This window comes from Arthrobacter sp. 05L428 (genome assembly GCF_056397665.1).
On record NZ_JBFTNW010000002.1, the window covers coordinates 453,735 to 479,676 of the forward strand.

The window sequence follows — 25,942 nt, forward strand, 5'->3', positions numbered from 1 at the left end:
CTGGGGGCATGGACGGAAGAACGCTGATTGAAATTGCCGATAGAGGGATCTACTTCCTGCTGGCGCTCGTAGCCCTGGGGCTTGAGGTGTGGGCGTTCTTCGATTGCCTGCGGCACAAGGCCAACGCCTTCGAGGCGGTGTCCAAGCGGACAAAGACGTTCTGGCTCGCCCTGACCGGGGGTGCCCTCTTCATCGGCCTGCTGTCCATTGTCGGCGGCGGCGGCGGGTTCTTCGGCCCGCTGGGGCTCTTCGGCCTCGCGGCCGTGACGGCCGCATCCGTCTACCTCGCCGATGTCCGTCCCGCGGTGAAGGATGCCGGCCGCGGCGGCAGCCGCAACATGGGGCCCTACGGCCCCTGGTGACCTGCCTGCTGTAGTCCGTCAGGCGCCACGGCTTCCCAGTCCACGGTCAGCTCACCCAGGCGCCACCGTGCCGGGCCGTCCTGCACTGGCCAGCCGCCGTCGCGCAGTGCACGGCACATTGCCGTCCAGCGCTGCCGGTTCCCAAACGAGGCCAGCGGCGCCGCCTCAAGCCAGGCCTTGTCCAGCGCCTGCAGGTAGGAATGGATTTTCTCGCCGGGCACGTTCCGGTGGATAAGCGCTTTCGGCAGCCGTTCGGCGATATCCGAGGGCAGCTCGAAGCCGCCGAAGCGCATGGACAGCCCCAGGCTCAGCGGCCGCACGTCGTCGAGCGCCACCCAGGTAACCCGGCGTCCGATCTCGTCACAGGTGCCGTCGATGAACAGGCCGCCGGGGGCCAGCCGGTCCTGCACCAGCCGCCAGATGGCGGGCACATCCGCCTCCTCGTACTGCCGCAGGACATTGAAGGCCCGCACCAGCACCGGCCGGCCCGGAACCGGGAGTTCGAAGCCGCCCAGCTGGAAGCTGAGCCCGGGACGCTCCAGCGCCTTGGCCTGCCGGACCCGCTCCGGCTCAATCTCAATTCCGACTACGCGCACGTCGGCGCGGATGGCGGAGAGGCGTTCAAAGAGTTCGACGGCGGTGGCCGGGGACGCACCGTAGCCGAGGTCGACGACGAGCGGATCGTTCGCGCCGCGCAAGCGCCAGGCCTGCGGCCCGGTGAGCCAGCGGTCGACCCGCCGCATCCGGTTCGGGTTGGTGGTTCCGCGGGTCACGTTGCCCACGGGCCGGCCAGACCGGGTGCCGCCACCCGTCCCGCCCCGGGTCCCGGGTGACACCACCCGCTCAGCTTTCTGCACCACACGCCAACCCTATCGTCCAACGCGGGGTCAGATACGGTCCATGCCGGGCCCGGGGATGGGCCGTAGCTGACCCCGCGTCGCGGTAGCAGCCGTGGGTGTAACGCTCGGCACGGCCCGGGACCGCTCGGCTAGGATGAAAAGCATGACTTACAAGCTGATTCTGCTGCGCCACGGCCACAGCGAATGGAACGCCAAGAACCTGTTCACCGGCTGGGTGGACGTCGACCTGAACGACCAGGGCCGTGCCGAGGCGGTACGCGGCGGCGAGCTGCTGGTGGAGAACAACATCCTCCCGGACATCCTCTACACCTCGCGCCTGAAGCGGGCCATCAACACCGCAAACCTCGCGCTGGAGAAGGCGGACCGCGGCTGGATCGACGTCAAGCGCGACTGGCGCCTCAACGAGCGCCACTACGGCGCGCTGCAGGGCAAGGACAAGGCCCAGACCCTGGCCGAATACGGCGAGGAGCAGTTCATGACCTGGCGCCGTTCCTACGACACCCCGCCGCCGCCTCTCGCGGACGACTCGGAGTTCTCCCAGGTGGGGGATCCGCGCTACAAGGATCTCGGCGACGCGGTGCCGCGGACCGAATGCCTCAAGGACGTCCTGGTCCGGCTGCTGCCCTACTGGGAATCGGACATCAAGGAAGACCTCAAGGCCGGCAAGACCGTGCTGGTCACCGCCCACGGCAACTCCCTGCGCGCGCTGGTCAAGCACCTTGACGGCATCAGCGACGAGGACATCGCCGGGCTGAACATCCCCACCGGCATCCCGCTCGTCTACGAACTGGACGAGAACTTCAAGCCGCTGAATCCGGGCGGCACCTACCTCGACCCCGAGGCCGCCGCCGAATCCATCAAGGCAGTGGCAAACCAGGGCAAGAAGTAACGCCTTTCGCACCCCGGATACGACGACGGCGGCCGGTCACCTCCAAGGTGACCGGCCGCCGTCGTACCTGCTGCTTTGGGGACGGCTGGGCCGTCAGCTGTGCTCGATGCTGTTCGGGTGCCACGCGCCGGTGACCAGGTAGGTGACCTTCTGCGCGACGGAAACGCCGTGGTCCGCGAAGCGCTCGAAGTAGCGGCTGGCCAGGGCGACGTCCACGGTGGTGGCCGCGGATTCCGCCCAGTCGCTGCGCGCGATCGCCTTGAAGACGCTCAGGTGCAGGTCGTTGACGGCGCTGTTGGCCTTGAGGATGTCACGGGCCACCTCGAGGTCGCGGGTCTCCAGCAGCACGGTGAGCTTCTGCGCGATTTCCAGGTCGTGCTTGGCGAAGCTCTTGAAAGTCTCCTGCAGCTGCTGCGGGACCACGTTCGCCGGGTAGCGGAGCCGGGCGAGCTGGGCGATGTGCCGGGCGAGGTCGCCCATCCGCTCCAGCGAGGCGCTCATCCGGAGCGAACCCACGATCATGCGCAGGTCGCTGGCCACCGGGCCTTGCAGGGCGAGGATGTCGATGGCACGCTCGTCGAGGCTGTTCTGCAGGAAATCGATCCGGGCGTCGGCCGCGATGACGTCCTCGGCGAGGTCGATGTCGGCGCCCTCGAAGGCTGTTGTGGCCTTCTCAAAGGCCTCGCTGACGAGCTTCGAAATTTCGACGAGCTGCTCACCGACCTGGGCGAGCTCTTCCTGAAAAACCTTACGCACGGGTGCGTCCTTTCCTCGGAAACATTGCCGGGCACCTCGGCGCCCGGCCGTTTCGTTTCACCGTAGCGGCGTTCAACCTGCCACCCTTCCAGCCTCCGGTGAACTGTTACGCCTCAATAGGTGAACGTTAGCTGAACCAGCGCCGCAATCGCACAAGTTTTCGATTTCCGGCGGGCCGCAGCGCATAAGCTGGAGCCGTGGATCCAATGCTCATCGGTGTGATCGCGGGCCTGGTCGGCCTGTCGCTCGGTATATTTGGCGTGCTCGCCTTCCGGATCAGTGAGCAGCAGCGCAAAATCAGCGACGTCGAGACCGGCGATCCCTCGCTCCCGGAGGGCGCCGCCGAGGTGCTGGCCGTCGTGGGGCGCGCCTTCGTGGTGGTGGACGCGATCGACGGCGTTGTGCGCGCCAGCCCGGCCGCCTACGCCTACGGCCTGGTGCGGGGGCATACCGTGGTGCACCAGCAGTTGCTCGAAATGACCGGCAAGGTCCGGCGCGACGGTGTGATCCTGGAGAAACAGCTGGAGCTGCCGCGCGGCCCGCTGGGCCAGGGAACCATAGTGGTGCAGGTCCGCGCAGCCATGCTCGGCGAGGAATATATCCTGCTGCTCGCGGACGACCGCACCGAGATCACCCGCACCGAAGAGATCCGCAACGACTTCGTCGCCAACGTCTCGCACGAGCTGAAGACCCCCGTCGGCGCCATCTCGCTGCTGGCCGAAGCGTTGGAAGCCTCGCCCGATGACGAGGAAGCCGTCCGCCGGTTTGCCAAGCGCATGCACAAGGAATCCACCCGGCTGGCCGCCCTCGTGCAGGACATCATCGAACTTTCCCGGCTGCAGGGGGCGAACGTGGCCCAGCAGGCCCACCCCGTGGACATCAACAAGGTGGTCGCCGAGGCCGTGGACCGGTCCCAGCTTCCCGCCGAAAGCAAGAACATCGAGATCGTGGTCGGCGGCCGGACCGACGCGATGGTCTACGGCGACCAGGACCTGCTCGTGACCGCGCTGCGCAACCTGATCGACAACGCGATCCGATACTCGCCGGAGAACACCCGGGTGGGCGTCGGCGTGCGCGCCCGGGACGGCCTGGTAGCCGTCTCCGTGACCGACCAGGGCGAGGGACTCAGCCCCGAGGACCAGGAACGCGTCTTTGAACGCTTCTACCGCGTGGACTCCGCCCGCTCCCGCCACACCGGCGGCACCGGCCTTGGCCTGAGCATCGTCAAGCATGTGATGGCCAACCACGGCGGGGAGGTGACGCTCTGGTCCCAGCCCGGGCAGGGTTCCACCTTCACCATCCGCCTCCCGGAGATGGAGGGACAGGACGACCCCGCCGCGGATCCCCGCCGATCCGCGGCAAATGCACGACACGACCGACGCGACGCCGCCGGCGTCCATGAACAAGGAGCTAGCGCTTGAGCCGGATTCTTATTGTCGAGGACGAGGAATCGTTCAGCGACCCCCTCTCCTACCTGCTGGGCAAGGAAGGATTCGAGGTGGAGGTCGTGGACAACGGACTCGACGCCATCACTGAGTTCGACCGCAACGGCGCCGACCTGGTCCTCTTGGACCTGCAGCTGCCCGGCCAGTCCGGGACCGAGGTTTGCCGCCAGCTGCGCCAACGATCCTCCGTGCCGGTGATCATGCTGACAGCCAAAGACGCTGAGATCGACAAAGTGGTGGGCCTTGAACTGGGTGCCGACGACTACGTCACGAAGCCCTATTCTTCCCGGGAGCTGGTGGCCCGGGTCCGGGCCGTGCTGCGCCGCCACGGCGAGCCCGAGGAACTGGTCTCCAGCACCGTCCAAGCCGGGCCGGTGCGGATGGACATCGAGCGGCACGTGGTCAGCGTGAATGGCGAACAGGTGTCACTGCCGCTCAAGGAATTCGAGCTGCTCGAGATGCTGCTGCGCAACTCCGGCCGGGTTCTCACCCGCGGACAGCTCATCGACCGGGTCTGGGGCTCTGACTATGTCGGCGACACCAAGACCCTGGACGTGCACATCAAGCGGTTGCGCAGCAAGATCGAACCGGACCCCTCGGCCCCGCGGTACCTGATCACGGTCCGCGGGCTGGGCTACAAGTTCGAACCCTAGGCGCCAGGCGCCCGGGCGCCCTCAGGGCTGCGGAACGCAAGCCACAGGAACGCAAAAGGAGGGGCACCCGGTGCGGGTGCCCCTCCTTTTGCGTACTGGAGTGCTACGGAGTCGGAGTGGCCGACGGAGTCTCCGTGGGGGTTTCCGACGGAGCCGACGACGGCGACGGCGTGGCCGTACCCGAGGCGGTGCTGGAGCTGGTGGGCTCGGCGGTGGGCAGGTACTTCTTGTAGTCCGTGATCGTGGCGTCCAGGACGGGCATCTTGAACTTGGCGTCCAAGTTGGTGCCGTCTTCGCGGATCGTGACCTCGACCAGGGAGCCGGGCTTGCCTCCGGAGGTGCTCAGGATCGCCGGGTCGGCGGAATCGTTGAGCAGGACGTAGGAGTTCTTCTTGACCGGAACCTGGGTCTGCGATCCGCCGGCACCGTTGATGGTCAGCTTCACATCATTGGCGGAGGTGTTGTACACGGCACCGATGACGCGGCCCGGCTTGTCCTCGCCGTCGGAGATGATCATCATGTTGCGGAGCTGGAGCGGTCCGAGGTCGGTCCGGGTCCCGTCCGACGCCGAGTACTGCTCAGTGGTCTGCTGGGCATTGATATAGCCGCAGCCGGTCACCGACAGCAGGCCAATGCCAAGTGCAGCCGTTGCCATTGCCAGCTTGCCGCGCCGGCCCCGGGTCATCGCAGTGAAACGCACGTCACGCACTCCTTGAGAGTCTTGAAACATTATTCAGCCATAGCCTATCCGCAATGGAGCGCAAACGCGGATTCGGGGGAGTACACAAAGGCGCCCGCAGGGGAGCGGGACCGGCTGCCGGTCCGGCTGCCGGTCCGGCTGTGGAACCGGCTGCCGCCCCGCCCAGGGGCCGTCCGGCGTCGAACCGTGAGGCTCTTGGCAGCGGGTGCCCAATGCACTATTATCCGCATCCGTCAAGGGTTTTATGGAGCCGATTCGGGCCATTTTCCGCGGATTTGCGCGGTTTCGGGGCACGATCCATGGCAGTTGTATGCCTTAATCGTGATAAACTGGTCTGCGGGAAAGGGGAATGTCCACATGGTTTTTGAGGTCGGCGAGACAGTAGTTTACCCTCACCACGGTGCAGCCAAAATTGAAGAAATCAAGATGCGCACTGTCAAGGGCGAAGAGAAGATGTATCTCAAGCTCAAGGTGGCTCAGGGTGATCTGACCATTGAAGTTCCAGCAGAAAACGTTGACCTTGTTGGGGTCCGGGACGTAGTGGGCAAGGAAGGCTTGGAGCACGTATTCGACGTGCTGCGGGCCGAGTTCACTGAAGAGCCCACCAACTGGTCGCGTCGTTACAAGGCAAACCTGGAGAAGCTTGCTTCCGGTGACGTCATCAAGGTGGCAGAGGTCGTCCGCGACCTGTGGCGCCGTGACCACGACCGGGGTCTCTCCGCAGGGGAGAAGCGCATGCTGGCCAAGGCCCGCCAGATTCTGATCTCAGAACTGGCACTGGCTGAGAAGACTGATGAAGAGAAGGCCGCAAGCGTTCTCGATGAAGTCCTGGCTTCCTAACTAAGAATCGAACCCCGGTGGCGTTACGGCCGCCGGGGCTTCTTTTTGCCCAAACCGGCCCAACTGACTCGCAGTTGTTGTCCTTTTGGGCCCTGAAAACGACAACAACTGCCAGCTAGTTGGGCTTGGGGCGCGGCGCCGGGACGTAGTCTTGTCCGCATGAACACTGCATCGACAGCTCACGTCACAGCGGTCATCCTCGTCGCCGCCGGATCCGGCCAGCGCCTGGGCTACGGCATGCCGAAGGCCAAGGTGCCGCTGGGCGGTGACAGCATCCTCATGCACGCCCTGCGGGGCGTCGCCGCGGCCGGCATCGCCCGGCAGATCTGCGTCGCGATCCCGCCGGGGGACACTGAACTGCGGGCCCAGTGCGAAACCTTCAGCGCGGAACTGCATGCCGAACACCGCCGCACCGCCGCGCCTGGAGCAGCCGTGCAGCTCCCCGACGTGACCATTGTCGACGGCGGGGCCAGCCGCGCCGAGTCCGTGCGCGCCGCACTGTCCGCGCTCTCGCCGGGCACGCAGTCCGTCCTCGTCCACGATGCCGCCCGGGCGCTCACCCCGGAAGCCGTCTTCCACCGCGTGGCCGCCGCCCTCACCGCCGGCGCCGTCGCCGTCATCCCCGTGATCCCGGTCGTCGACACCATCAAGACGGTGGACCCAACCTTCGGCGACGAAACCGACGTCGCCCCTGAAGTGGTCACCGGCACCGCCCCCCGGGAAATGCTGCGCGCTGTCCAGACGCCGCAGGGCTTCGACCTGGCCACCCTGCTGGGCGCTCACGAAGCAGCCGCTGGATTCGACGCGGCCCAAGCCGCTGCCGTCACGGACGATGCGATGCTGGTGGAACTGCTCGGCGTCCCCGTGTACGCCGTGCGGGGCGCCAGCCAGTCGCTGAAGATCACCACGCCGCTGGACCTGATCCTCGCCGAGGGCCTCCTCGAAGGTCCCCTGGGCGCGCGCTGGGTGGAGGGCTAAGGATGGACGGGAACCGGCCGCAGCAGCCCGGAGTGCCGATCCCGCGGACCGGGATCGGCATCGACGTCCACGCCTACGCCCCCGAGGACGCGCCACAGCCGCTCTGGCTCGGCGGCCTGCTCTGGGAGGGCGAACGGGGCCTGGCCGGCCATTCCGACGGAGACCCCGTGGCCCATGCCGCCGCGGACGCGCTGTTCTCCGCCTGCGGGATCGGGGACCTCGGCACGCACTTCGGTACTGACCGGCCCGAATACGCTGGCGCCTCCGGCGTGACGTTGCTGGCCGAGGCGGCCCGGATCGTCCGCGCCGGCGGCTTTGAGATCGGCAACATTGCCGTGCAGTTCGTGGCGAACAAGCCCAAGTTCGGTCCCCGGCGGGAGGAATCCCAGCGAGTCCTCAGTGAGGCCGCCGGCGCGCCTGTGAGTGTGTCGGCCACTACCAGCGACGGCCTTGGCTTCACCGGCCGCGGCGAAGGGATCGCCGCCACAGCCACTGCCCTGGTCTACCCGGCCGTCTGAGGACGGCCGGGCCGGGCGGGGCAATCGGGCCTACGCTTAAGGGACAACCCCTCCGCACCTCTCAGGAGACCTCCCGTGAAAAAGCTGCTTCCCGTCGTCGCCCTTCTAGCCGGAACGCTGCTGTCCGGGTGCGCCGGCGCCGCGACGCCGCCCGCTACCACCACGCCCCGGATGAGCGTTGAGGAAAGCTGCAAGTTCCTCACCACCGACACCTTCGTGCCCAAGGGGAGCGACAAGGAAAAGGCCACCCAGATCGGCCAGCACTACCAGGAGGTCGCGGACAAGGTGGCCCCGGAAGTCTCCGAACCGATCCAGAAGATGGCCGACATCATGAAGCAGGTTGGAGCCAGCCCCACCGGCAGGCAGACCTCCGAGCAGCTGACGCAGCTGCGGCAACAGATGGACCAGATCGGCGTGCACTGCAAGTAGCCCGCCGGGCCGGTTCCCGGGCATCGGCTAATCTGGAGCGGTGACCCTGCGCTTTTACGACACTGCTTCCGCCGAAGTCCGCGACTTCGTCCCCCTGGTTCCCGGCAATGTGAGCCTGTACTACTGCGGTGCCACGGTGCAGGGCATGCCGCACGTTGGGCACATCCGTTCCGCGATCGCCTTTGACCAGCTCACCCGCTGGCTGCAGTACCGCGGGTTCCGGGTCACGGTGGTCCGCAACGTTACCGACATTGACGACAAGATCCTGGCGAAGTCGGCCGAATCGTTTGCCCCTGAATTCGAGGGCGAGCCGGGCGCTGTCCGCGAGGAGGAATGGTGGGCCTTGGCCTACCGGTACGAGCAGGAATTCCTCAAGGCCTACGACACCCTGGGCGTCTCCCGTCCCACCTACGAGCCGCGCGCCACCGGCCACATCCCCGAGATGCACGCCCTGATCCAGCAGCTGATCGACCGCGGACACGCCTACCCGGCGCTCGACGATTCCGGCGACGTGTATTTCGATGTGCGCTCCTGGGCAAAGTACGGGTCATTGACCCGGCAGAAGCTCGATGACATGCAGGGAGCTCCCGACGCCGACCCCCGGGGGAAGCGGGATCCGCGCGACTTCGCGCTCTGGAAGGGCCACAAGGAAGGCGAGCCGGCGACGGCGGCCTGGGCTTCGCCGTGGGGCGCCGGACGGCCGGGCTGGCATCTGGAGTGCTCCGCAATGGTCACCAAGTACCTCGGCACCGAGTTCGACATCCACGGCGGCGGGCTGGACCTGCGCTTCCCGCACCACGAAAACGAGATGGCCCAGTCCCAGGCCGCGGGCCACGGCTTCGCGAACTTCTGGATGCACAACGGCATGGTCACCTACGCCGGCGAAAAGATGTCCAAGTCCATCGGCAACACGGTCAGCCCGGCCGACATGCTGGAACTCGCGTCGCCGCGGGTGGTCCGGTACTACCTCGGCCAGGCGCAGTACCGCTCGGTGCTGGACTACCAGCCCACCTCATTGAGCGAGGCCGCCGCCGCGATGGAGCGGATCGACGGCTTCATCAGCCGCGCCGTCCGGACCCTTGGCGGCGCCGACGGCGGGGCCCCGGCCAGTTTCGGCTCCTTCAGCTACGGTGTCGTCCCGGACGCCTTTGCCGCGGCGATGGATGATGACCTCAACGTCCCGCAGGCCCTCGCCGTCCTGCACGACACCGTCCGGGCTGGCAACACTGCGCTCACCGCCGGCGAGCTGGACGACGCCCGGCAGGCACTGGCCAGTGTCACGGACATGACGCGTGTCCTTGGTCTCAACGACACGGCAGCCCCGGCAGTCGACGAGCAGGCCAACACTGCCCTCGGGGTCCTGGTCGAGGCCCAGCTCGCGGCCCGCGCCCAGGCCCGCGCCGGCAAGGACTGGGCCGCCTCGGACGCCATCCGGGACACCCTCGCGGCGGCCGGCGTCGTCGTCGAGGACGGCGCGGACGGCGCCAGCTGGAGCCTCAAGCGCGGCTGAACCCGTCCCCGCCCGGCGGGTCGAAGCGGGCCGCCGGAGGAGCCCCCGGTCGAGGATTTAACGCGAGTCAGTAGACTGGAGTTCAGACTTATCAACGAATCGCGTAGTTAAAAGGGTGAAACTCATGGCCAACAACGGTCGCCGCTCGGTCAAAATGAAGAAGGGCCCCACCGTCGGGACCGGCGGTCACGGCCGTAAAGCCCTCGAGGGCAAGGGCCCCACTCCCAAGGCGGAGGACCGTCCCTACCACAAGGCCCACAAGAGCAAGCAGCTCGCGGAACGCTCCGCAGCCAAGCGCGGCACGGGCACCCGCAACCCCGGCGCCCGCTCGGGCCCGAAGGGACGCGCCACCGAGGAAGTCGTAACCGGACGCAACTCCGTCGTCGAAGCCCTCCGCGCCGGCATCCCCGCCAAGGCCCTGCACGTCGCCATCCGGATCGAAATGGATGACCGCGTCAAGGAATCGCTCAAGCTCGCGGCCGAACGCGGCATTCCGCTGCTGGAGACCGGCAAGCCCGAACTGGACCGGATGACGGACGACGCCATCCACCAGGGCCTCGTGCTGCAGATCCCGCCGTACGAATACCAGGACGCCTACGAGCTGGCCGAAGAGACCCTTGAGAGCTGGAAGAAGGGCCACGTCGCCAACGCGCCGCTTTTCGTCGCCCTCGACGGCATCACCGACCCCCGCAACCTGGGCGCGATCATCCGCTCGGTCTCGGCCTTCAGCGGCCACGGCGTCATTGTGCCGGAACGCCGCTCCGTCGGCGTCACCGCCTCGGCCTGGAAGACCAGCGCCGGCGCCGCCGTCCGCGTCCCGGTGGCCCGCGCCGCCAACCTGAACAGCACGCTCAAGGCCTTCAAGAACATGGGCATCTACGTGCTGGGCCTGGACGGCGACGGCGACGTCTCGCTGCCGGACCTTGCCCTGGCCACCGAGCCGGTCTGCATCGTCGTCGGGTCCGAAGGCAAGGGCTTGAGCCGCCTGGTCCGCGAAAACTGCGACCAGATCGTCTCCATCCCGATCGACTCCGCCATGGAATCGCTCAACGCCTCGATGGCCGTCGGCATCTCGCTCTACGAGATCTCCCGCCAGCGCGCCGCCAAGTAAGTAAAACGCGGGGTCACTTCTGGCCCATCGGGGTGCCCCGGATGGGCCAGAAGTGACCCCGCGTTGCTAGAACTTGTGGCGGTTGGCGAGGACCGGGAGCTTGGCGCGGGCGTCCTCGACGACGGCGGGGTCCAGGTCGGCGAAGAGCATGCCGGGGGCGCCGTCGAGCTCCTGGAGGACCTCCCCGAAGGGCGAGACGACGGCGGAGTGCCCGACGCCGGTGGGGGCGGACCCGGCGGGCTCGGTGCCAACGCTGGCCGGGTCGCCCTGGCCGCACGCCAGGACGAACGTCGTTGAGTCCGCGGCCCGGGCCCGGGACAACAGCTTCCACTGCTCGACCTTGCCCGGCCCGGCACCCCAGGAGGCGCAAACAATGTTGACCTGCGCCCCGCGCTCCGCGTTCTCCGTGAACAGGTCCGGGAACCGCACGTCGTAGCAGGTGGCCAGGCCAAAGGTGATGCCGCCGGCGTCGAAGGTGACGGGTTGGGTGCCGCCGTCCACAGTGTCCGACTCGGCGAAGCCGAAGGCGTCGTAAAGGTGGATCTTGTCGTAGCTGGCGTCTACGCCCGGGCCGGTGACCAGGAGTGTGTTGCGGACCTTGCGGGTGCCGGCGGTAGACGATCCGGGGGTGAACATGCCGGCCACGATTACGATGCCGAGCTCGGCCGCGATGCCGCGGACCTCTGCGGCCCACGGCCCGTCCAGGGGTTCGGCGATGTCCAGCAGGGAGTTGCCGAAGGCGCGCATCGTCGCTTCGGGAAAGACCACCAGTTCCGCCCCGCCGTCCTTGGCCCGGCGGGCGTAGTCCCGCACGAGGTCCAGGTTCCGTTCCGTTTCGCGGCCGGTGATGATTTGAGCCAGTGCTATTCGCACAATTACCTCCAGTTCGGCGCCTACTCCCAGTATGCGGGTCGCTTTGTGAACGGTCTTTGACGTCCCGCGGCGAAAACCAGGGTCATTTGTTATCCCCAGCTAAGCTTTAAGCGATGGTCAAGTCCTATGTAGATCCAGCTACCACCGTAGACGCCTCGTGGCCGTTTCCGCTCGGTGTCAGCGTCCCGCGCACGGGTTCCGCGGCGACGGACGACCCTCGGGGTGCCTTCGCCAATGTGGCCGTCTACGCGCCGGGGGTGGCTAACCTGGACATCGCCTACCAGGCCCCGGGGGGCAGCTGGCAGCTGAAGACCCTGCCCAACATCACGGACGGCGTCCACCACGGCATCGTCGAGGGACTGCCGGCCGGTTCGCGCTACGGCCTGCGCGCCTCGCCGGAGCCGGAGGCCCTGCCGCTCTCCGTGCCGACGTTGGACTTCGACGCCGACGGCGCGCAGCCGCTGCTGCTGGACCCGTACGGCCGCGGCGTAGACGAACGCGAAGACTTCATCACCAGCGTCCGGATGGCCGGCGACTTCGACTGGGGCATGGACCACGGGCCGCGCACCCCCTGGCGCAACACGATCATCTACGAGGCCCACGTCCGCGGCCAGACCATGCTGCACCCGGACATCCCGGAGAACCTCCAGGGCACGTACGCGGGAATGGCGCACCCGGCCATGGTCGAGCACCTGATCTCGCTGGGCGTCACGGCCGTGCAGCTCCTGCCCGTCCACTTCCACATCGACGAGCCGCACCTGCAGAACCTTGGACTGCCCAACTACTGGGGCTACAACACGGCCGCGTTCTTCGCGCCGCATCCCGGCTACGCCACCCAGGCGGCCCAGGACGCCGGGCCCCACGCGGTGCAGGACGAGTTCAAGGGCATGGTCAAACTGCTGCACGCCGCCGGCCTCGAGGTGATCCTCGACGTCGTCTACAACCACACTGCGGAAGGCGGCCCGGACGGGCCGACGTTGAGTTTCCGCGGTCTGGGCGAGCTGGAGTACTACCGTCACGACGGCCACGGCAAATACGTGGACACCACCGGCTGCGGCAACACCCTGAACTTTGGCGAGCCCCGGGTGGTGCAGCTGGTTCTGGATTCCCTGCGGTACTGGGTGAACGAGTTCCACATCGACGGCTTCCGGTTCGACCTCGCCGTCACGCTGTGCCGCAACGCCAACAACGAGTTCGATCCGCGCCACCCGTTCCTGGTCGCGATCGCCGCGGATCCGGTGCTGTCTGAAACGAAGCTCATCGCCGAACCCTGGGACGTCGGTTACGGCGGCTGGCAGACAGGCCGGTTCCCCGCGGGCTGGGTGGACTGGAACGACCATTTCCGCGACGCCGTCCGCACCTTCTGGCTGGCGGACCGCGCCGCGATCGACGCCGGCGGGCAGGGCGGCTCGGTGGCGCGGCTCGCCGATGCGCTGTCCGGTTCCGCGGGCCTGTTCGCGGCCTCGGGCCGCAGCCGGCTGGCCTCGGTCAACCTCATCACCGCGCATGACGGCTTCACCCTGGCCGATCTGGTCTCCTACGACCGCAAGCACAACGAGGCGAACGGCGAGCAGAACCGCGACGGCCACGGCGACAACCGCAGCTACAACCACGGCTTCGAGGGGCGCACCGAGGACGAGGAAGTCCTCGCGCGGCGTGCCCAGACCAGCCGTAACCTGATGGCCTCGCTGATGATTTCCCAGGGCGTGCCCATGATCACCGCCGGCGACGAGATCGGCCGCAGCCAGCAGGGAAACAACAACGCCTACTGCCAGGACAACCCCATCACCTGGATCGACTGGACCAGCACCCCGGAATCGCACGCGATGCTGCGCAGCACCAAACGCGTGATCCGGCTGCGCAAGGAGTTCCTCGCCGGCCAGCCGCACGACTACCCGGCACGGGACCAGCAGTCCTATTTCCACTGGTTCGATGTCCACGGCGAACCGATGTCCGGCGACCGCTGGCAGGATCCCGGCCACCGGGTCGTCCAGCTCCTGCTGGGGTCCGATGACGGCCGCGTGGACGGCCTCGTGGTGGTCAACGGCAGCGCCCAGGACGTCAAGGTCACCCTTCCCGTCATCCCCGCGGACGACGGCGGCGGCCACCGGCTCTATGAACTCCGGCTGACCACCTCGGAACTCCACGACCGCCGCCAGGGCGTTCGGATCTCCTCCGGCGAGCGGGACGTGGTCCAGGCCAACACCATCAATATCTACCGCGTCTAGGGTGTCCACACGCCAGGCATGGGGGAATCACGAATGAACGTCCGGCGGCTCACCGCCCTGCTCGCCGTTCTGCTGGGACTTGTGGTGCTGGCCTTCGTGCTGGCCGGCCTTCCTCAGACCGGCACCGTCCCGCCGGACGCCGGCCGGAGCGGCCCCGCCCCCAAGGCGACCGTCTCCCAAACCCCGACGCCGGGCAGGGCCCCGGCGGCCGGCGTCGCCAATCCCTCCCGGCTGCCGGAGATCAAGGCGTCGGACCTTCCGGCCGAGGCGCGGCAGACCCTTGCCCTGATCGCCAGGGGCGGTCCCTACCCGTATTCGCGCGACAATGTCCCGTTCGGGAACTTCGAAAGGATTCTCCCGCGGAAAGCCTCCGGGTATTACCGGGAATTCACCGTGCGGACTCCCGGGGAGTCGGACCGGGGCGCGCGCCGGATCGTGGCGGGTGCGGCCGGCGAAAAATACTACACCGCCGACCATTACGAAACGTTCAAATTTATTGCCGAAGGCAAGTAGGGAAACCATGAAGATTTTCTCCGCCGACACTTGGACCCTCGAGGAATTGCAGGCGCAAGTCCACGACGCCGGCCGCCGGGCGCTCGTGATCCCCGCCGCGGACTCCAAGAAGGCGGTGCTGCGGACCTTCGGTGAGGCGCTGGACTTCCCCGAGCACTACGGCGTGAACCTTGACGCCCTCAACGACTCGCTGCACGACTTCGCCGACGCTGTCAGCGACGACGGGCAGCGGCCGGTCACCCTGATCTGGCAGGTCCCGGCCGCCTTCCGCGGCGACCGCACCTTCGGCGTCATCTGCGAAATCCTGCAAGACGCCGAACGCTACGCGGGCAAGGACCTGACCGTCATCGCCGTCTGCCTCTAACCCCCGCAAGACCCCTCAGCGCCCTAGAAGGCGAGCTGATCCGAAAGCGCGAGAACAACCGAGCAAATCCGCTAACCGGCTATGCGTTCACGATCAGGCCCAGCTCGGCCTTGGACGCCAGCCCCTCGTGCTTGGGCAGCACCCGGACGGTGTAACCGAAGGATCCGGACCGGTCGATCACCAGGGTCCCGCTGAACAGGTACCGGCCTTTGCCCAGGTCTTCCACGGACTGCAGCTCCGCCACGGTGACATCGGTCAGCTCATCGCTGTCCTCGGCCCGGCCGAAGGCCACCTCCACCGCCACATCCTCCGGCCGCAGGTTGTGGAGTGCCACGTAGGCGTTCACCTGCAGGTCGTCGCCGATCTGCGGGTCCTCGGAGACGCCCACCGAGTCCACATGCTCAACCTGGATCTGGGGCCAGGCGGCGCGGAGCTGCGAGGACCAGGCGGCGAGCTCCTTCGCTGCGGCAAAGTTGTCCGCCGACGCCTTCCGCCCGGCCACCGCGGCCGGCCGGTAGAGGACGTTGACGTAGTCCTGCAGCATCCGGTCCGCGGACACGGCCGGACCGAGGTGGGACATGGTGTGCTTGATCATCGAGACCCAGTGCGTGGGCACCTTCTGCGCCACGGACTGGGAGGGGCCGGCGGCGCCCGCCTCGTCGGAGACGGTGAGCCCGTAGAACTTCGGCGCCACCTGGCTTTCGAGGAGCTCGTACAGGGCCGAGGCTTCAATGTCGTCGCGTTCCTCCGGGGACGCGTCGTTGTTCGCCGTCGGGATTGCCCAGCCGTTCTCGCCGTCGTACATTTCATCCCACCAGCCATCCAGCACGGAGAGGTTGAGCGAGCCGTTCAGGGCGGCCTTCATCCCCGAGGTGCCGCATGCCTCGAGTGGGCGCAGCGGGTTGTTCAGCCACACATCGCAGCCGGGGAAGAGGGTCCTGGCCATGGCGATGTCGTAGTTGGTTAGGAACGCGATCCGGTGCCGGACCGCGGGGTCGTCGGTGAAACGAACCAGATCCTGGATCATCTTCTTGCCGGCATCGTCCGCCGGGTGCGACTTGCCCGCAATAACCAGCTGGATCGGGTGGGTCTTATGCAGCAGCAGGGCCTTGAGTCGGTCCGGATCGCGCAGCATCAGGGTGAGGCGTTTGTAGGTCGGCACGCGGCGGGCGAAGCCGATAGTGAGGATGTCCGGGTCCAGCACCGAATCCGTCCAGGACAGCTCGGCGTCGGCGGCGCCGCGCTTCTTCCAGGCGGCCCGGAGCCGGCGGCGGACGTCTTCGACCAGCGAGACCCGCATTTCGCGCCGCAGCGCCCAGAGGGCTTCGTCGCTAACGTTGTAGGCCAGGTCCCAGCGGCCCTCCGTCTCGGCGTCGGCGCCGAACTGTTCACGGGCCAGCTGGGATACGCGGGGATCCACCCAGGTGGGCACGTGCACGCCGTTGGTGACCGACGTGATGGGCACCTCGGCATGGTCGAACCCGGGCCAGAGCGCGGAGAACATGCCGCGGGAGACGACGCCGTGCAGCTTCGCGACGCCGTTGGCGCGCTGGGCCAGCCGTAGCCCCATCACGGCCATGTTGAAGACGAACGGGTTGCCGTCGGCAAAGTCCTCGCGGCCCAGGTCCAGAATCTTTGCGATCGGCACATCGGGGGCCAGGCCCGCGGTGAAAAAGTGCTCGATCTGCGAGGTCTCGAAGCGGTCGATGCCGGCCGGGACCGGGGTGTGCGTGGTGAACACGGTGGAGGCGCGGCCCGCGGTCAGGGCTTCTTCCCAGCTGAGCGGGTGCTCCCCGGACATCAGTTCCTGGATGCGTTCGACTCCCAGGAAGCCGGCGTGGCCTTCGTTCGTGTGGAACACCTCCGGCGCGGGGGCGCCGGTCAGACGCTGGTAGGCCCGCAGCGCCTTGACCCCGCCCATCCCCAGCAGGAGTTCCTGTTGCAGCCGGTGGTCGCCGCCGCCGCCGTAAAGGCGGTCGGTGACGCCGCGCGCCGCGTCGTCGTTGCCCGCCACGTTGGAATCCAGCAGCAACAGCGGGACGCGTCCGACGTCGGCGCGCCACACGTGCGCCAGCAGGCGCCGGCCGTGGGGGAGCGGCAGGGAGATCTGGATGGGCCGGCCGTTACCGTCCGGGGCCGGCTCACGGAGCAGGGTCAGCGGCAGTCCGTCCGGGTCGAGGACGGGGTAGGTCTCCTGCTGCCAGGCGTCGCGGGACAGGGACTGCTTGAAGTAGCCGGCCTGGTAGAGCAGGCCGACACCGATCAGGGGAACGCCAAGGTCCGAGGCCGCCTTCAGGTGGTCGCCGGCCAGAATGCCGAGTCCGCCGGAATACTGCGGCAGCACCTCGGTGATGCCGAACTCGGGCGAGAAGTACGCGATGCAACGGGGCGCGTCCTCGCCCAGGCTCTGGTACCAGCGGGGCTGCTCCAGGTAGCGGTCCAGATCCTCGGCGGCCGCGTGGACACGGCGCACCACGTCCTGGTCCGCGGCGAGGCGCTGCAGCTCTTCCCTGCTGACGAGGCCCAGGAAGGTCACCGGATCGTGGGCGCTCTCGGCCCAGATGGCCGGGTTTAGCTGCTCGAAGAGCTCCCGGGTCGGCAGGTGCCACGACCAGCGCAGGTTGGTGGCGAGCCGCGCCAGGGGCCGGATCGATTCGGGAAGAACAGTTCGGACGGTAAATCTGCGGATAGCCTTCACCAGCGAAACACTAACGGACAACGCAGAGCCCCGGAACAGCTTTGGGTTTCTTTCCGGTAAATGTCGGATTGACCTCGGGATTCACCCAAAAAACTGAGCAGCCTTAGCATTCTGTGCGATTTGTAGATAACGTCGAGGCTGTGACGACTAACTCGCGAACCAGTGCCGTGTCCAAGCAAAAGCCGAAGGCCCTGATCACGGAAGGCCTTAAATTCGGCAGGTTTCCAATCACCGCCGTGCAGCCCGCGGTCGAAGACGGAAAGTTCCCAGCCAAGGCAGTCGTCGGAGAGAGCATCGTGGTCGGCGCCACTGCCTTCCGCGAGGGCCACGACATGCTCGGCGTCAGCGCCGTGCTCCTGGACCCGCGGGGTAAGGAGCGGCAGCGCGTCCGTCTGGCCCCGCCGCGCGGGGACCGGGGCAAGGGCACCGACCGTTGGGAAGGCCTGCTCACCCCGTCCGGCACCGGCAAGTGGGCGTTCGTTATCGAGGCCTGGCACGACCGCTACGGCACCTGGCACCACAACGCCGAAGTCAAGATCGAAGCGGGCATCGACGTCGAGCTGATGCTGGCCGAGGGCGCCGCCCTGCTGACCGAGGCCTCCGAGGACGCCACCCGTCCCTCCGCCGATCGGCGGACCCTGCGGATCGCCGTCGTCGGCCTGTCCGATGGTTCGAAGACCCCGGAGGAGCGCCTCGCCGCCGGCTTCAGCGCCGACGTCGCCGATGTGGTTGCGCGCCAGCCGATCCGGGAACTGGTGACCGTCTCCGAGCCGTATCCGCTGCTGGTGGAGCGCGAGCTCGCCGGCCGAGGCGCCTGGTACGAATTCTTCCCCCGCTCGGAGGGCGCCGTCCGCAACCACGAAACCGGCGAGTGGACCTCCGGGACGTTCCGCACCGCCGCGAAGCGGCTCGATGCCGTCGCCGCGATGGGTTTCGACATCATCTACATGCCGCCGATCCACCCGATCGGTACCCAGCACCGTAAGGGCCCGAACAACACCCTGCTGGCCGGCCCGCACGACCCCGGCTCCCCGTGGGCGATCGGTGCCAAGGAAGGCGGCCACGACGCCATCCACCCGGACCTGGGCACCTTTGAGGACTTCGACGCCTTCGTGGCGCGCGCCGGCGAACTGGGACTGGAGGTGGCGTTGGACCTCGCGCTGCAAGCCGCCCCGGACCACCCCTGGGTGCAGAGCCATCCGGAATGGTTCACCACCCGCGTGGACGGCAGCATCGCCTACGCCGAAAACCCGCCGAAGAAGTACCAGGACATCTTCCCGCTGAACTTTGACAACGACCCGGCGGGCCTGTCCAACGAGATCCTGCGGATCGTCCAGCTCTGGATCAGCCACGGCGTCAAGATCTTCCGCGTGGACAACCCGCACACCAAGCCGGTGTGGTTCTGGGAATGGCTGATCGCCAAGGTCAACAAGAAGGACCCCGAGGTCGTCTTCCTGGCCGAGGCCTTCACCCGGCCGGCGATGATGCACGCGCTGGGACGGGCCGGGTTCCAGCAGTCGTACACCTACTTCACCTGGCGCAACACCAAGGAGGAGCTGGAGGAGTACTTCCAGGAGGTCAGCCACGAATCCCCGGCCTACTTCCGTCCGAACTTCTTCGTCAACACCCCGGACATCCTCACCGAGTACCTGCAGTTCGGCGGACCGGCGGCGTTCAAGATCCGTGCCACGCTTGCCGCCACCGCCAGCCCCATCTGGGGCGTCTATGCCGGCTACGAACTGTACGAGCACGTCGCCCGGCCGGGCGCGGAGGAGTACATCGACAACGAGAAGTTCGAGTACAAGGCCCGCGACTGGGACGCCGCGGCGGAGTCCGGCCGCACCCTGGCCCCGTACCTCACCCGGCTCAACGAGATCCGGCACACCCACCCGGCCCTCGGCGACCTGCAGAACCTCACGGTGCACCAGAGCACGGACAACGCCACGGTGGTCTACTCAAAGCACAAGACCCTCCCGGACGGCAGCAAGGACACCTTGATCGTCGTGGTCAACGTGGATCCGCATGGCATCCGGGAGAGCACGGTGACGCTGGACCTGGCGGCGCTGGAGCTGGACCCTGAGGACCTGACGCACAACGGCCGCTTCGTCGTCGATGACCTGCTGACCGGCGAAAGCTGGGAATGGGGGGAGTACAACTACGTACGCCTTGACGCACATGTCGAACCAGCCCACATCCTGAGCATCCGGAGGCAGCGCCCGTGAGTTTCAGCCCGAGCAACCCCAACCAGCACTTCACCCCGAAGGGGACTTTCGAACTGAACGCTCCCGGACTCCAGCACGACCCGCACTGGTACCGGAAGGCGGTCTTTTACGAGGTCCTGGTGCGTGGTTTCGCCGACGGCAACGGCGACGGCTCCGGCGACTTCCACGGCCTGATCGAGAAGCTGGACTACCTGCAGTGGCTCGGCGTCGACTGCCTCTGGCTGCCGCCCTTCTTCCAGTCTCCGCTGCGCGACGGCGGCTACGACATCTCGGACTACAACTCGGTGCTGGACGAATTCGGCACCATCAGCGACTTCAAGCGGCTCGTCGCGGAGGCCCACGCCCGCGGCGTCCGGGTCATCATCGACCTGCCGCTGAACCACACCTCGGACCAGCACCCCTGGTTCCAGGAGTCGCGCAAGGACCCGGACGGCCCGTTCGGAGATTTCTACGTGTGGAGCGACACGGACGAGAAGTACCAGGACGCCCGCATCATCTTCGTGGATACCGAGGAATCCAACTGGACCTTCGATCCGATCCGCCGCCAGTTCTTCTGGCACCGATTCTTCTCCCACCAGCCGGACCTGAACTTCGAGAACCCCAAGGTGATCGATGCCCTGTTCGACGTCGTGCGGTTCTGGCTGGACCAAGGCATTGACGGCTTCCGCGCCGACGCCATTCCCTACCTCTTCGAGGAGGAGGGCACCAACTGCGAGAACCTGCCGGCCACCCACGAGTTCCTGCGCCAGCTGCGCCGGATGGTCGACGAAAGCTACCCCGGCCGTGTGATCATCGCCGAAGCCAACCAGCCGCCGGCCGAAGTGGTGGAGTACTTCGGCACCGAAGAGGAACCGGAATGCCACATGGCCTTCCACTTCCCGATCATGCCGCGGCTGTACTACGCGTTGCGGGACCAGAAGGCCGCGCCCATCATCGAGACGATGAAGGACACCCCGGACATTCCCGAGGGCGCCCAATGGGGCACCTTCCTTCGCAACCATGACGAGCTCACTCTGGAAATGGTCACGGCCGACGAGCGCGCCGCGATGCTCGGCTGGTACGCGCCGGACCCCCGCATGCGCGCCAACATCGGCATCCGCCGCCGGCTGGCACCGCTGCTGGACAACTCCCGCTCCGAGATCGAACTGATCAACGCGTTGCTGCTCTCGCTGCCGGGAAGCCCGTTCCTGTACTACGGAGACGAAATCGGCATGGGCGACAACATCTGGCTCGAGGACCGCGACGCGGTCCGCACCCCGATGCAATGGAACCCGGACCGCAACGCCGGGTTCTCCAACGCCGACCCGGGCAAGCTCTACCTCCCGGTGATCCAGTCGCTGGTCTACAACTACAGCATGGCCAACGTTGAAGCCGAGGCCGCCCACTCCGGCTCGCTGCTGCGCTGGACCCGTCAGATCCTCAGCGTCCGCAGGAACCACCCCGCCTTCGGGCTCGGCTCGTTCCAGCACGTCGAGGCGGATCACGACGTCGTCCTTTCCTACCTGCGCGACCTACCGGCGGGCAACGCCGCCGGCGAGGAGGCAGAGACCATCCTGTGTGCGTTCAACCTGTCCCAGCATCCGGTGGCCACCACGCTGAGGGTGCCGCAGTATGCCGGCCGCGGGCTCCGCGACGTTTTCGGCGGTCAGGCGTTCCCCGCCATTTCCGACGACGGCACGCTGACCCTCACCCTGGGCAGCCACGACTTCTTCTGGCTGCGGATCCGTTCGGCCGCATCCAACCCGGCCTCGCCCCACACCCAGGCGATGCCTATCCTGTCCATCGAAGGCTGAAATGACCCGACCCACCCTTTCCCCCGCGCTGGACGCCCTGCTCCGCAGCTGGCTGCCGCGCCAGCGCTGGTTCCCCGTCAAGAGCGCGCACTTCAGCTTCGAGCCGGCGGGCCGTGTGCGCCTCGGCGCCGGCCCGGCGGCCGCGACGCCGGAGATCGGCGCGGAGCTTGAAGTTCTGCTGCTCGCGGTGACGTACCCGACGGCGGACGGCAACCGCACCGACGTCGTGCAGGTGCCGCTCAGCTCCCGCGCCCTGCCGCTGGCGGGTGCGGGAGCCGCCCTGCTCGGGGAGATTCCCGCGGACGGCACGGACGCGGCACACGGCTGGATCTACGACGGCGTGCACGACCCGGCGTTTATCGCGGCCTGGCTTGAACTCATGCGCGAACGCGCCGCCACAAGCGACGGCACGGCCGCCGGGCACCTGGTGGAATCCGATTACCGGCTGCCGTTCGCCACTGGCAAGGTCCGGGTGCTCTCCGGCGAGCAGTCCAACAGTTCGGTCATAGTGGACGACGGCGCCTCCGCGGCGATCCTCAAATTCTTCCGGGTGCTGTCCGAGGGGCAGAATCCCGAAGTCGAGATCGGTGCGGCCCTGACCGCCGGCCGCACCGTTGAGGTCCCGGCCACCCTCGGCTGGGTCACCGGCGAATGGACCGTCCCCGGGGGTGCCTCGACCGCCCGCGGCGAGCTCGCCGTCGCGCACGAATTCCTGGCCGGCGGCCTGGACGCCTGGCGCCTGGCCGTGGACGCGGCCAGCACCGGCACCGACTTCACCGCCGAAGCCCGCGCCCTGGGCGTCGCCACGGCCACCGTGCACCGTCGGCTCGCCGAGGCGCTCGGCACCGCAGCGGAGTCCGTGCCGGGCGGGGACATCGCGCCCGGCGTCGCCCAGCGGGTCCGGCAGTCGTGGGCGGAAGCCGGCGCCGCCGTCGGGCCCTTCGACGATGAACTTGAGGCGCTCCTTACGCGGCTCGAAGGCAGCAGTGCCGGCCGGCTGCAGCGGATCCACGGCGACCTGCATCTCGGCCAGATCCTGCAGGTCCCCGGCGGACCCGGGAAACCGGCCCGCTGGGCGATCCTGGACTTCGAAGGGGAGCCGCTGCGCCCGATCTCCGAACGCAACTTCCCGGACGTGCCGCTCCGCGACGTGGTCGGCATGCTGCGGTCCTTCGACTACGCCGCCGGCGCCGCTGTCCGCGAGTACGACGACGCCGTCGTCCCCGCGGCCTGGGTGGACGACTGCGCCGAGGCCTTCCTGGCCGGTTATGCGGAAGTCACCCCCGGCACGATCGACCGCGACTCGCCCCTGTTCGTGGCGTTGTGGCTGGACAAGGCTCTCTACGAAGTTGTTTACGAACTACGGAACAGGCCGGACTGGCTCGCCATCCCGGTGAATGCATCCCGTCGTCTCCTCGGCAGTACAGGCCCCGGCGTTCCCGCCGAAGCCGCAGCGGAAGGTAACAAAATGACAGGTTCAGCACGTACCGATCGACCCGGAGTCCCGTTTCCCGTGGACGCGGAGACCCTTGCGCGCGTCGCCGCCGGCGAGCACCACGCGCCGCATTCGGTCCTTGGCGCGCACCTCGACGACTACGGCCACGTCACCATCCGCACCGTGAAGCACCTCGCGGAAGCCGTCTCCGTGGTCACTGCGGCCGGCAGTTTCCCGATGTCGCACGAATCCGGCGGCGTGTGGGTGGCCGTGCTGGACCCGCTGGACGAAGGGCACGTTCCGGACTACCGGCTTGAGGTCACTTATGAAGGCCAGGCACCGCAGCAGGCCGACGAGCCTTACCGCTACCTGCCGACGGTGGGGGAGATCGACCTGCACCTGATCGGCGAAGGCCGGCACGAGCGCCTCTGGGATGTGCTGGGCGCACACGTCCAGCACTACAAGTCCGTCCTGGGCGACGTTGACGGCGTGTCCTTCGCGGTGTGGGCCCCGAACGCCCAGGCCGTGCGGGTCAAGGGCGACTTCAACGGCTGGGACGGCCGGGAATTCTCCATGCGCTCCCTCGGCTCCTCCGGGGTGTGGGAACTGTTCATCCCCGGCGTTATAGCAGGGGCGTGCTACAAATTCGAGATCAAGACCAAGCACGGGCACTGGGTGGAGAAGGCCGATCCGCTTGCCTTCGGCACGGAGGTTCCTCCGCTGACGGCGTCCCGCGTCGTCGAGCCCTCTTACGCCTTCAAGGACGAGGAATGGATGAAGGCCCGCGCGGCCCGGGATCCACACAATGCCGCGATGAGCGTCTATGAGGTCCACCTTGGGTCCTGGCGGGTCGGGCTCGACTACCGTCAGCTGGCCAAGGAACTCGTGGAGTACGTGAAGTGGCTCGGCTTCACCCACGTGGAGTTCATGCCCGTCGCGGAACACCCCTTCGGCGGATCGTGGGGCTACCAGGTCACGTCCTACTTCGCACCCACCTCGCGCTTCGGGCACCCGGACGAGTTCCGGCACCTCGTGGACGAACTGCACCAGGCCGGGATCGGCGTGCTGTTGGACTGGGTGCCGGCGCACTTCCCCAAGGATGCCTGGGCGCTGGCCCAATTCGATGGTGGGCCGCTGTACGAGCACTCCGATCCGAACCTGGGCGAACACCCGGACTGGGGCACGCTGATCTTCGACTTCGGCCGCAGCGAAGTCCGCAACTTCCTGGTCGCCAACGCCCTCTACTGGCTGGACGAGTTCCACATCGACGGCCTCCGCGTCGACGCCGTGGCCTCGATGCTCTACCTGGATTACTCCCGTGAGGAGGGCCAGTGGCAGCCGAACCGCTTTGGCGGCCGCGAGAACCTCGAGGCGATCTCCTTCCTGCAGGAGGTCAACGCAACGGTCTACAAGACGCACCCCGGTGCGGTCATGATCGCCGAGGAATCCACGGCATTCCCGGGGGTCACCGCCCCCACCAGCCAGGGTGGCCTGGGCTTCGGCATCAAGTGGAACATGGGCTGGATGCACGACTCGCTCAAGTACATGGCCGAGGACCCGTTCAACCGGAAGTGGCACCACGGCACCATCACGTTCTCCCTGGTTTACGCCTACACGGAAAATTTCCTGCTGCCGATCAGCCACGACGAGGTTGTGCACGGCAAGGGCTCCATGCTGCGCAAGATGCCCGGCGACCGTTGGCAGCAGCTCGCGAACCTGCGGGCCTTCCTGGGCTACCAGTGGGCCCACCCGGGCAAGCAGCTAATTTTCATGGGCACCGAGTTCGGCCAGGAAGCGGAATGGTCAGAACAGTACGGCCTGGACTGGTGGCTGGCCGACATCCCCGCGCACCGCGGCGTGCAGCTCCTGACCAAGGACCTGAACGAGTTGTACAGCTCCACTCCGGCCTTGTACGAACGCGACAATGACCCCGACGGCTTCCAGTGGATCAACGGCGGGGACGCGGACCGGAACGTGCTGACCTTTATCCGCCGGGACGCCGCCGGCAACGAGCTGGTGTGCGCCTTCAACTTCTCCGGCTCCCCGCACCAGGACTTCCGCTTGGGCGTCCCGGCCGTGGGGCAGTGGCAGGAAGTCCTAAACACCGACGCCGCTGCCTACGGCGGCTCGGGTGTCCTGAACGAGGGCACCCTGACAGCGGCCGACGGCGGCACCGACGGCCAGCCCGCCACGCTCACCGTGACGTTGCCTCCGCTGGGCGCCGCCTACTTCAAGCCGATCAGCTAGCCACGTGACGGCATGGCTGTAACGGCCATCTCGATCGGAGGGCCCGGAATCCTTGGGATTCCGGGCTTTTCCGTGTCCTGCACCGGCCGCCGATCCGGGCCGCAGGAGAGACCGCCGGGGCCGCTTTGTCACCCGGCTCAAGTGGTGGTAGAGTTTATTTCCGCGCTGCTCCCCGGAGTTGATCCGCTAAGAAGACCGAGAAGCCTATGGCAAGACTGAGTCGGACCGCTGATTTGACTAGGGTGAAGCACGCGGGTAAGTTTGAAAAGTTGCTCCGGAGCGATCCTGGACCGTTGGGTTTGGGTGGTGCCGGGTGTGTCTGTTGTTTGAGAACTCAATAGTGTGCCAAGTTTGTTGATACCAATTTTKTATTGAATTGGTTGATTGTGCCGGGCCTGCCACCCCGTGGTTGGGTYCGGTGTTTTTAGCTGGTTTCAAATTTTGTGCATTGTGTTTATCCCGTTTTCCCGGGGTTGCATGGTGTGTCTGTTTTACTTCAACGGAGAGTTTGATCCTGG

At 67.2% G+C, this 25,942-nt stretch carries 21 protein-coding genes; 16 read left to right on the forward strand and 5 right to left on the reverse strand.

What is annotated here, in order from left to right; translation table 11 throughout:
* Positions 1 to 8: 8 nt before the first annotated feature.
* Positions 9 to 362: a DUF2516 family protein gene (locus AC1DH3_RS08495; protein WP_441419040.1), complete on the forward strand. Its 354-nt coding sequence runs from the start codon at positions 9 to 11 to the stop codon at positions 360 to 362.
* Here the strand turns inward: AC1DH3_RS08495 and AC1DH3_RS08500 are convergent.
* Positions 347 to 1,222 carry a class I SAM-dependent methyltransferase gene (locus AC1DH3_RS08500; protein ID WP_476909049.1) on the reverse strand — a complete coding sequence of 292 codons (876 nt, stop codon included), beginning with the start codon at positions 1,220 to 1,222 and terminating at the stop codon, positions 347 to 349. The genes AC1DH3_RS08495 and AC1DH3_RS08500 overlap by 16 nt on opposite strands.
* 142 nt (positions 1,223 to 1,364) lie before the next feature.
* Between AC1DH3_RS08500 and AC1DH3_RS08505 the strand changes: the two genes are divergently transcribed.
* Entirely contained in the window at positions 1,365 to 2,111 is a 747-nt protein-coding gene (locus AC1DH3_RS08505; protein WP_175324031.1) for a phosphoglyceromutase, read from the forward strand.
* Positions 2,112 to 2,204: 93 nt separating this feature from the next.
* Here AC1DH3_RS08505 and phoU read toward each other — a convergent pair whose 3' ends face one another.
* The gene (phoU, locus tag AC1DH3_RS08510; RefSeq protein WP_441419042.1) at positions 2,205 to 2,867 is read right to left on the reverse strand and encodes a phosphate signaling complex protein PhoU; all 663 of its coding nucleotides are present in this window, start codon (positions 2,865 to 2,867) and stop codon (positions 2,205 to 2,207) included.
* Positions 2,868 to 3,073: 206 nt separating this feature from the next.
* On the opposite strand from phoU, the gene AC1DH3_RS08515 reads away from it, so the two are divergent.
* Both AC1DH3_RS08515 and AC1DH3_RS08520 read left to right on the forward strand, forming a co-directional pair.
* Positions 3,074 to 4,288: a sensor histidine kinase gene (locus AC1DH3_RS08515; protein ID WP_476909061.1), complete on the forward strand. Its 1,215-nt coding sequence runs from the start codon at positions 3,074 to 3,076 to the stop codon at positions 4,286 to 4,288.
* A complete protein-coding gene (locus AC1DH3_RS08520) occupies positions 4,285 to 4,965 on the forward strand; it encodes a response regulator transcription factor (RefSeq protein ID WP_175324033.1) in 681 nt (226 codons plus the stop codon). The genes AC1DH3_RS08515 and AC1DH3_RS08520 overlap by 4 nt, the downstream gene beginning before the upstream one ends.
* Positions 4,966 to 5,068: 103 nt before the next feature.
* Here AC1DH3_RS08520 and AC1DH3_RS08525 read toward each other — a convergent pair whose 3' ends face one another.
* On the reverse strand, positions 5,069 to 5,650 hold the full coding sequence (locus AC1DH3_RS08525) for a hypothetical protein (protein WP_476909062.1): 582 nt from the start codon (positions 5,648 to 5,650) through the stop codon (positions 5,069 to 5,071).
* 372 nt (positions 5,651 to 6,022) lie between these two features.
* Here AC1DH3_RS08525 and AC1DH3_RS08530 point away from each other — a divergent pair, with 372 nt between their 5' ends.
* From AC1DH3_RS08530 to rlmB, 6 genes are all read left to right on the forward strand, one after another.
* Positions 6,023 to 6,505, forward strand: coding sequence for a CarD family transcriptional regulator (locus AC1DH3_RS08530; RefSeq protein WP_026266570.1), 483 nt, complete (start codon positions 6,023 to 6,025; stop codon positions 6,503 to 6,505).
* A 159-nt stretch (positions 6,506 to 6,664) separates the two neighbouring features.
* Positions 6,665 to 7,483: a 2-C-methyl-D-erythritol 4-phosphate cytidylyltransferase gene (ispD, locus tag AC1DH3_RS08535; protein ID WP_476909050.1), complete on the forward strand. Its 819-nt coding sequence runs from the start codon at positions 6,665 to 6,667 to the stop codon at positions 7,481 to 7,483.
* 2 nt (positions 7,484 to 7,485) lie between these two features.
* A complete protein-coding gene (ispF, locus tag AC1DH3_RS08540; RefSeq protein WP_476909051.1) occupies positions 7,486 to 8,001 on the forward strand; it encodes a 2-C-methyl-D-erythritol 2,4-cyclodiphosphate synthase in 516 nt (171 codons plus the stop codon).
* A 75-nt stretch (positions 8,002 to 8,076) separates the two neighbouring features.
* Positions 8,077 to 8,430, forward strand: coding sequence for a hypothetical protein (locus AC1DH3_RS08545; RefSeq protein ID WP_476892787.1), 354 nt, complete (start codon positions 8,077 to 8,079; stop codon positions 8,428 to 8,430).
* A gap of 40 nt (positions 8,431 to 8,470) precedes the next feature.
* Entirely contained in the window at positions 8,471 to 9,940 is a 1,470-nt protein-coding gene (cysS, locus tag AC1DH3_RS08550; protein WP_441419046.1) for a cysteine--tRNA ligase, read from the forward strand.
* Positions 9,941 to 10,064: 124 nt separating this feature from the next.
* The gene (rlmB, locus tag AC1DH3_RS08555) at positions 10,065 to 11,051 is read left to right on the forward strand and encodes a 23S rRNA (guanosine(2251)-2'-O)-methyltransferase RlmB (protein WP_441419047.1); all 987 of its coding nucleotides are present in this window, start codon (positions 10,065 to 10,067) and stop codon (positions 11,049 to 11,051) included.
* Between the two features lie 66 nt (positions 11,052 to 11,117).
* Here rlmB and AC1DH3_RS08560 read toward each other — a convergent pair whose 3' ends face one another.
* On the reverse strand, positions 11,118 to 11,924 hold the full coding sequence (locus AC1DH3_RS08560; RefSeq protein ID WP_476909052.1) for a carbon-nitrogen hydrolase family protein: 807 nt from the start codon (positions 11,922 to 11,924) through the stop codon (positions 11,118 to 11,120).
* A gap of 113 nt (positions 11,925 to 12,037) precedes the next feature.
* On the opposite strand from AC1DH3_RS08560, the gene glgX reads away from it, so the two are divergent.
* Genes glgX through AC1DH3_RS08575 form a run of 3 tightly spaced genes read left to right on the forward strand, consistent with a single transcriptional unit; the run spans position 12,038 to position 15,029 of the window.
* Positions 12,038 to 14,152: a glycogen debranching protein GlgX gene (gene glgX, locus AC1DH3_RS08565; protein ID WP_476909053.1), complete on the forward strand. Its 2,115-nt coding sequence runs from the start codon at positions 12,038 to 12,040 to the stop codon at positions 14,150 to 14,152.
* An 18-nt stretch (positions 14,153 to 14,170) separates the two neighbouring features.
* Positions 14,171 to 14,665, forward strand: a complete 495-nt coding sequence (locus AC1DH3_RS08570) for a guanyl-specific ribonuclease (RefSeq protein ID WP_476892786.1) — start codon at positions 14,171 to 14,173, stop codon at positions 14,663 to 14,665.
* 7 nt (positions 14,666 to 14,672) lie between these two features.
* Positions 14,673 to 15,029 carry a barstar family protein gene (locus tag AC1DH3_RS08575; RefSeq protein WP_441419051.1) on the forward strand — a complete coding sequence of 119 codons (357 nt, stop codon included), beginning with the start codon at positions 14,673 to 14,675 and terminating at the stop codon, positions 15,027 to 15,029.
* A 79-nt stretch (positions 15,030 to 15,108) separates the two neighbouring features.
* On the opposite strand, the gene glgP is transcribed toward AC1DH3_RS08575, so the two are convergent.
* Positions 15,109 to 17,727, reverse strand: a complete 2,619-nt coding sequence (gene glgP, locus AC1DH3_RS08580; protein ID WP_476909054.1) for an alpha-glucan family phosphorylase — start codon at positions 17,725 to 17,727, stop codon at positions 15,109 to 15,111.
* 140 nt (positions 17,728 to 17,867) lie between these two features.
* Here glgP and AC1DH3_RS08585 point away from each other — a divergent pair, with 140 nt between their 5' ends.
* The 3 genes from AC1DH3_RS08585 to AC1DH3_RS08595 are packed head-to-tail and all read left to right on the forward strand — an operon-like array spanning position 17,868 to position 25,424.
* Positions 17,868 to 19,949, forward strand: coding sequence for an alpha-1,4-glucan--maltose-1-phosphate maltosyltransferase (locus AC1DH3_RS08585; protein ID WP_476909055.1), 2,082 nt, complete (start codon positions 17,868 to 17,870; stop codon positions 19,947 to 19,949).
* Positions 19,946 to 21,742, forward strand: a complete 1,797-nt coding sequence (gene treS / locus AC1DH3_RS08590) for a maltose alpha-D-glucosyltransferase (RefSeq protein ID WP_441419054.1) — start codon at positions 19,946 to 19,948, stop codon at positions 21,740 to 21,742. Before AC1DH3_RS08585 ends, treS begins: the two co-directional genes overlap by 4 nt.
* A gap of 1 nt (position 21,743) precedes the next feature.
* Positions 21,744 to 25,424, forward strand: coding sequence for a 1,4-alpha-glucan branching enzyme (locus AC1DH3_RS08595; RefSeq protein ID WP_476909056.1), 3,681 nt, complete (start codon positions 21,744 to 21,746; stop codon positions 25,422 to 25,424).
* The last annotated feature ends 518 nt before the right edge of the window (positions 25,425 to 25,942 follow it).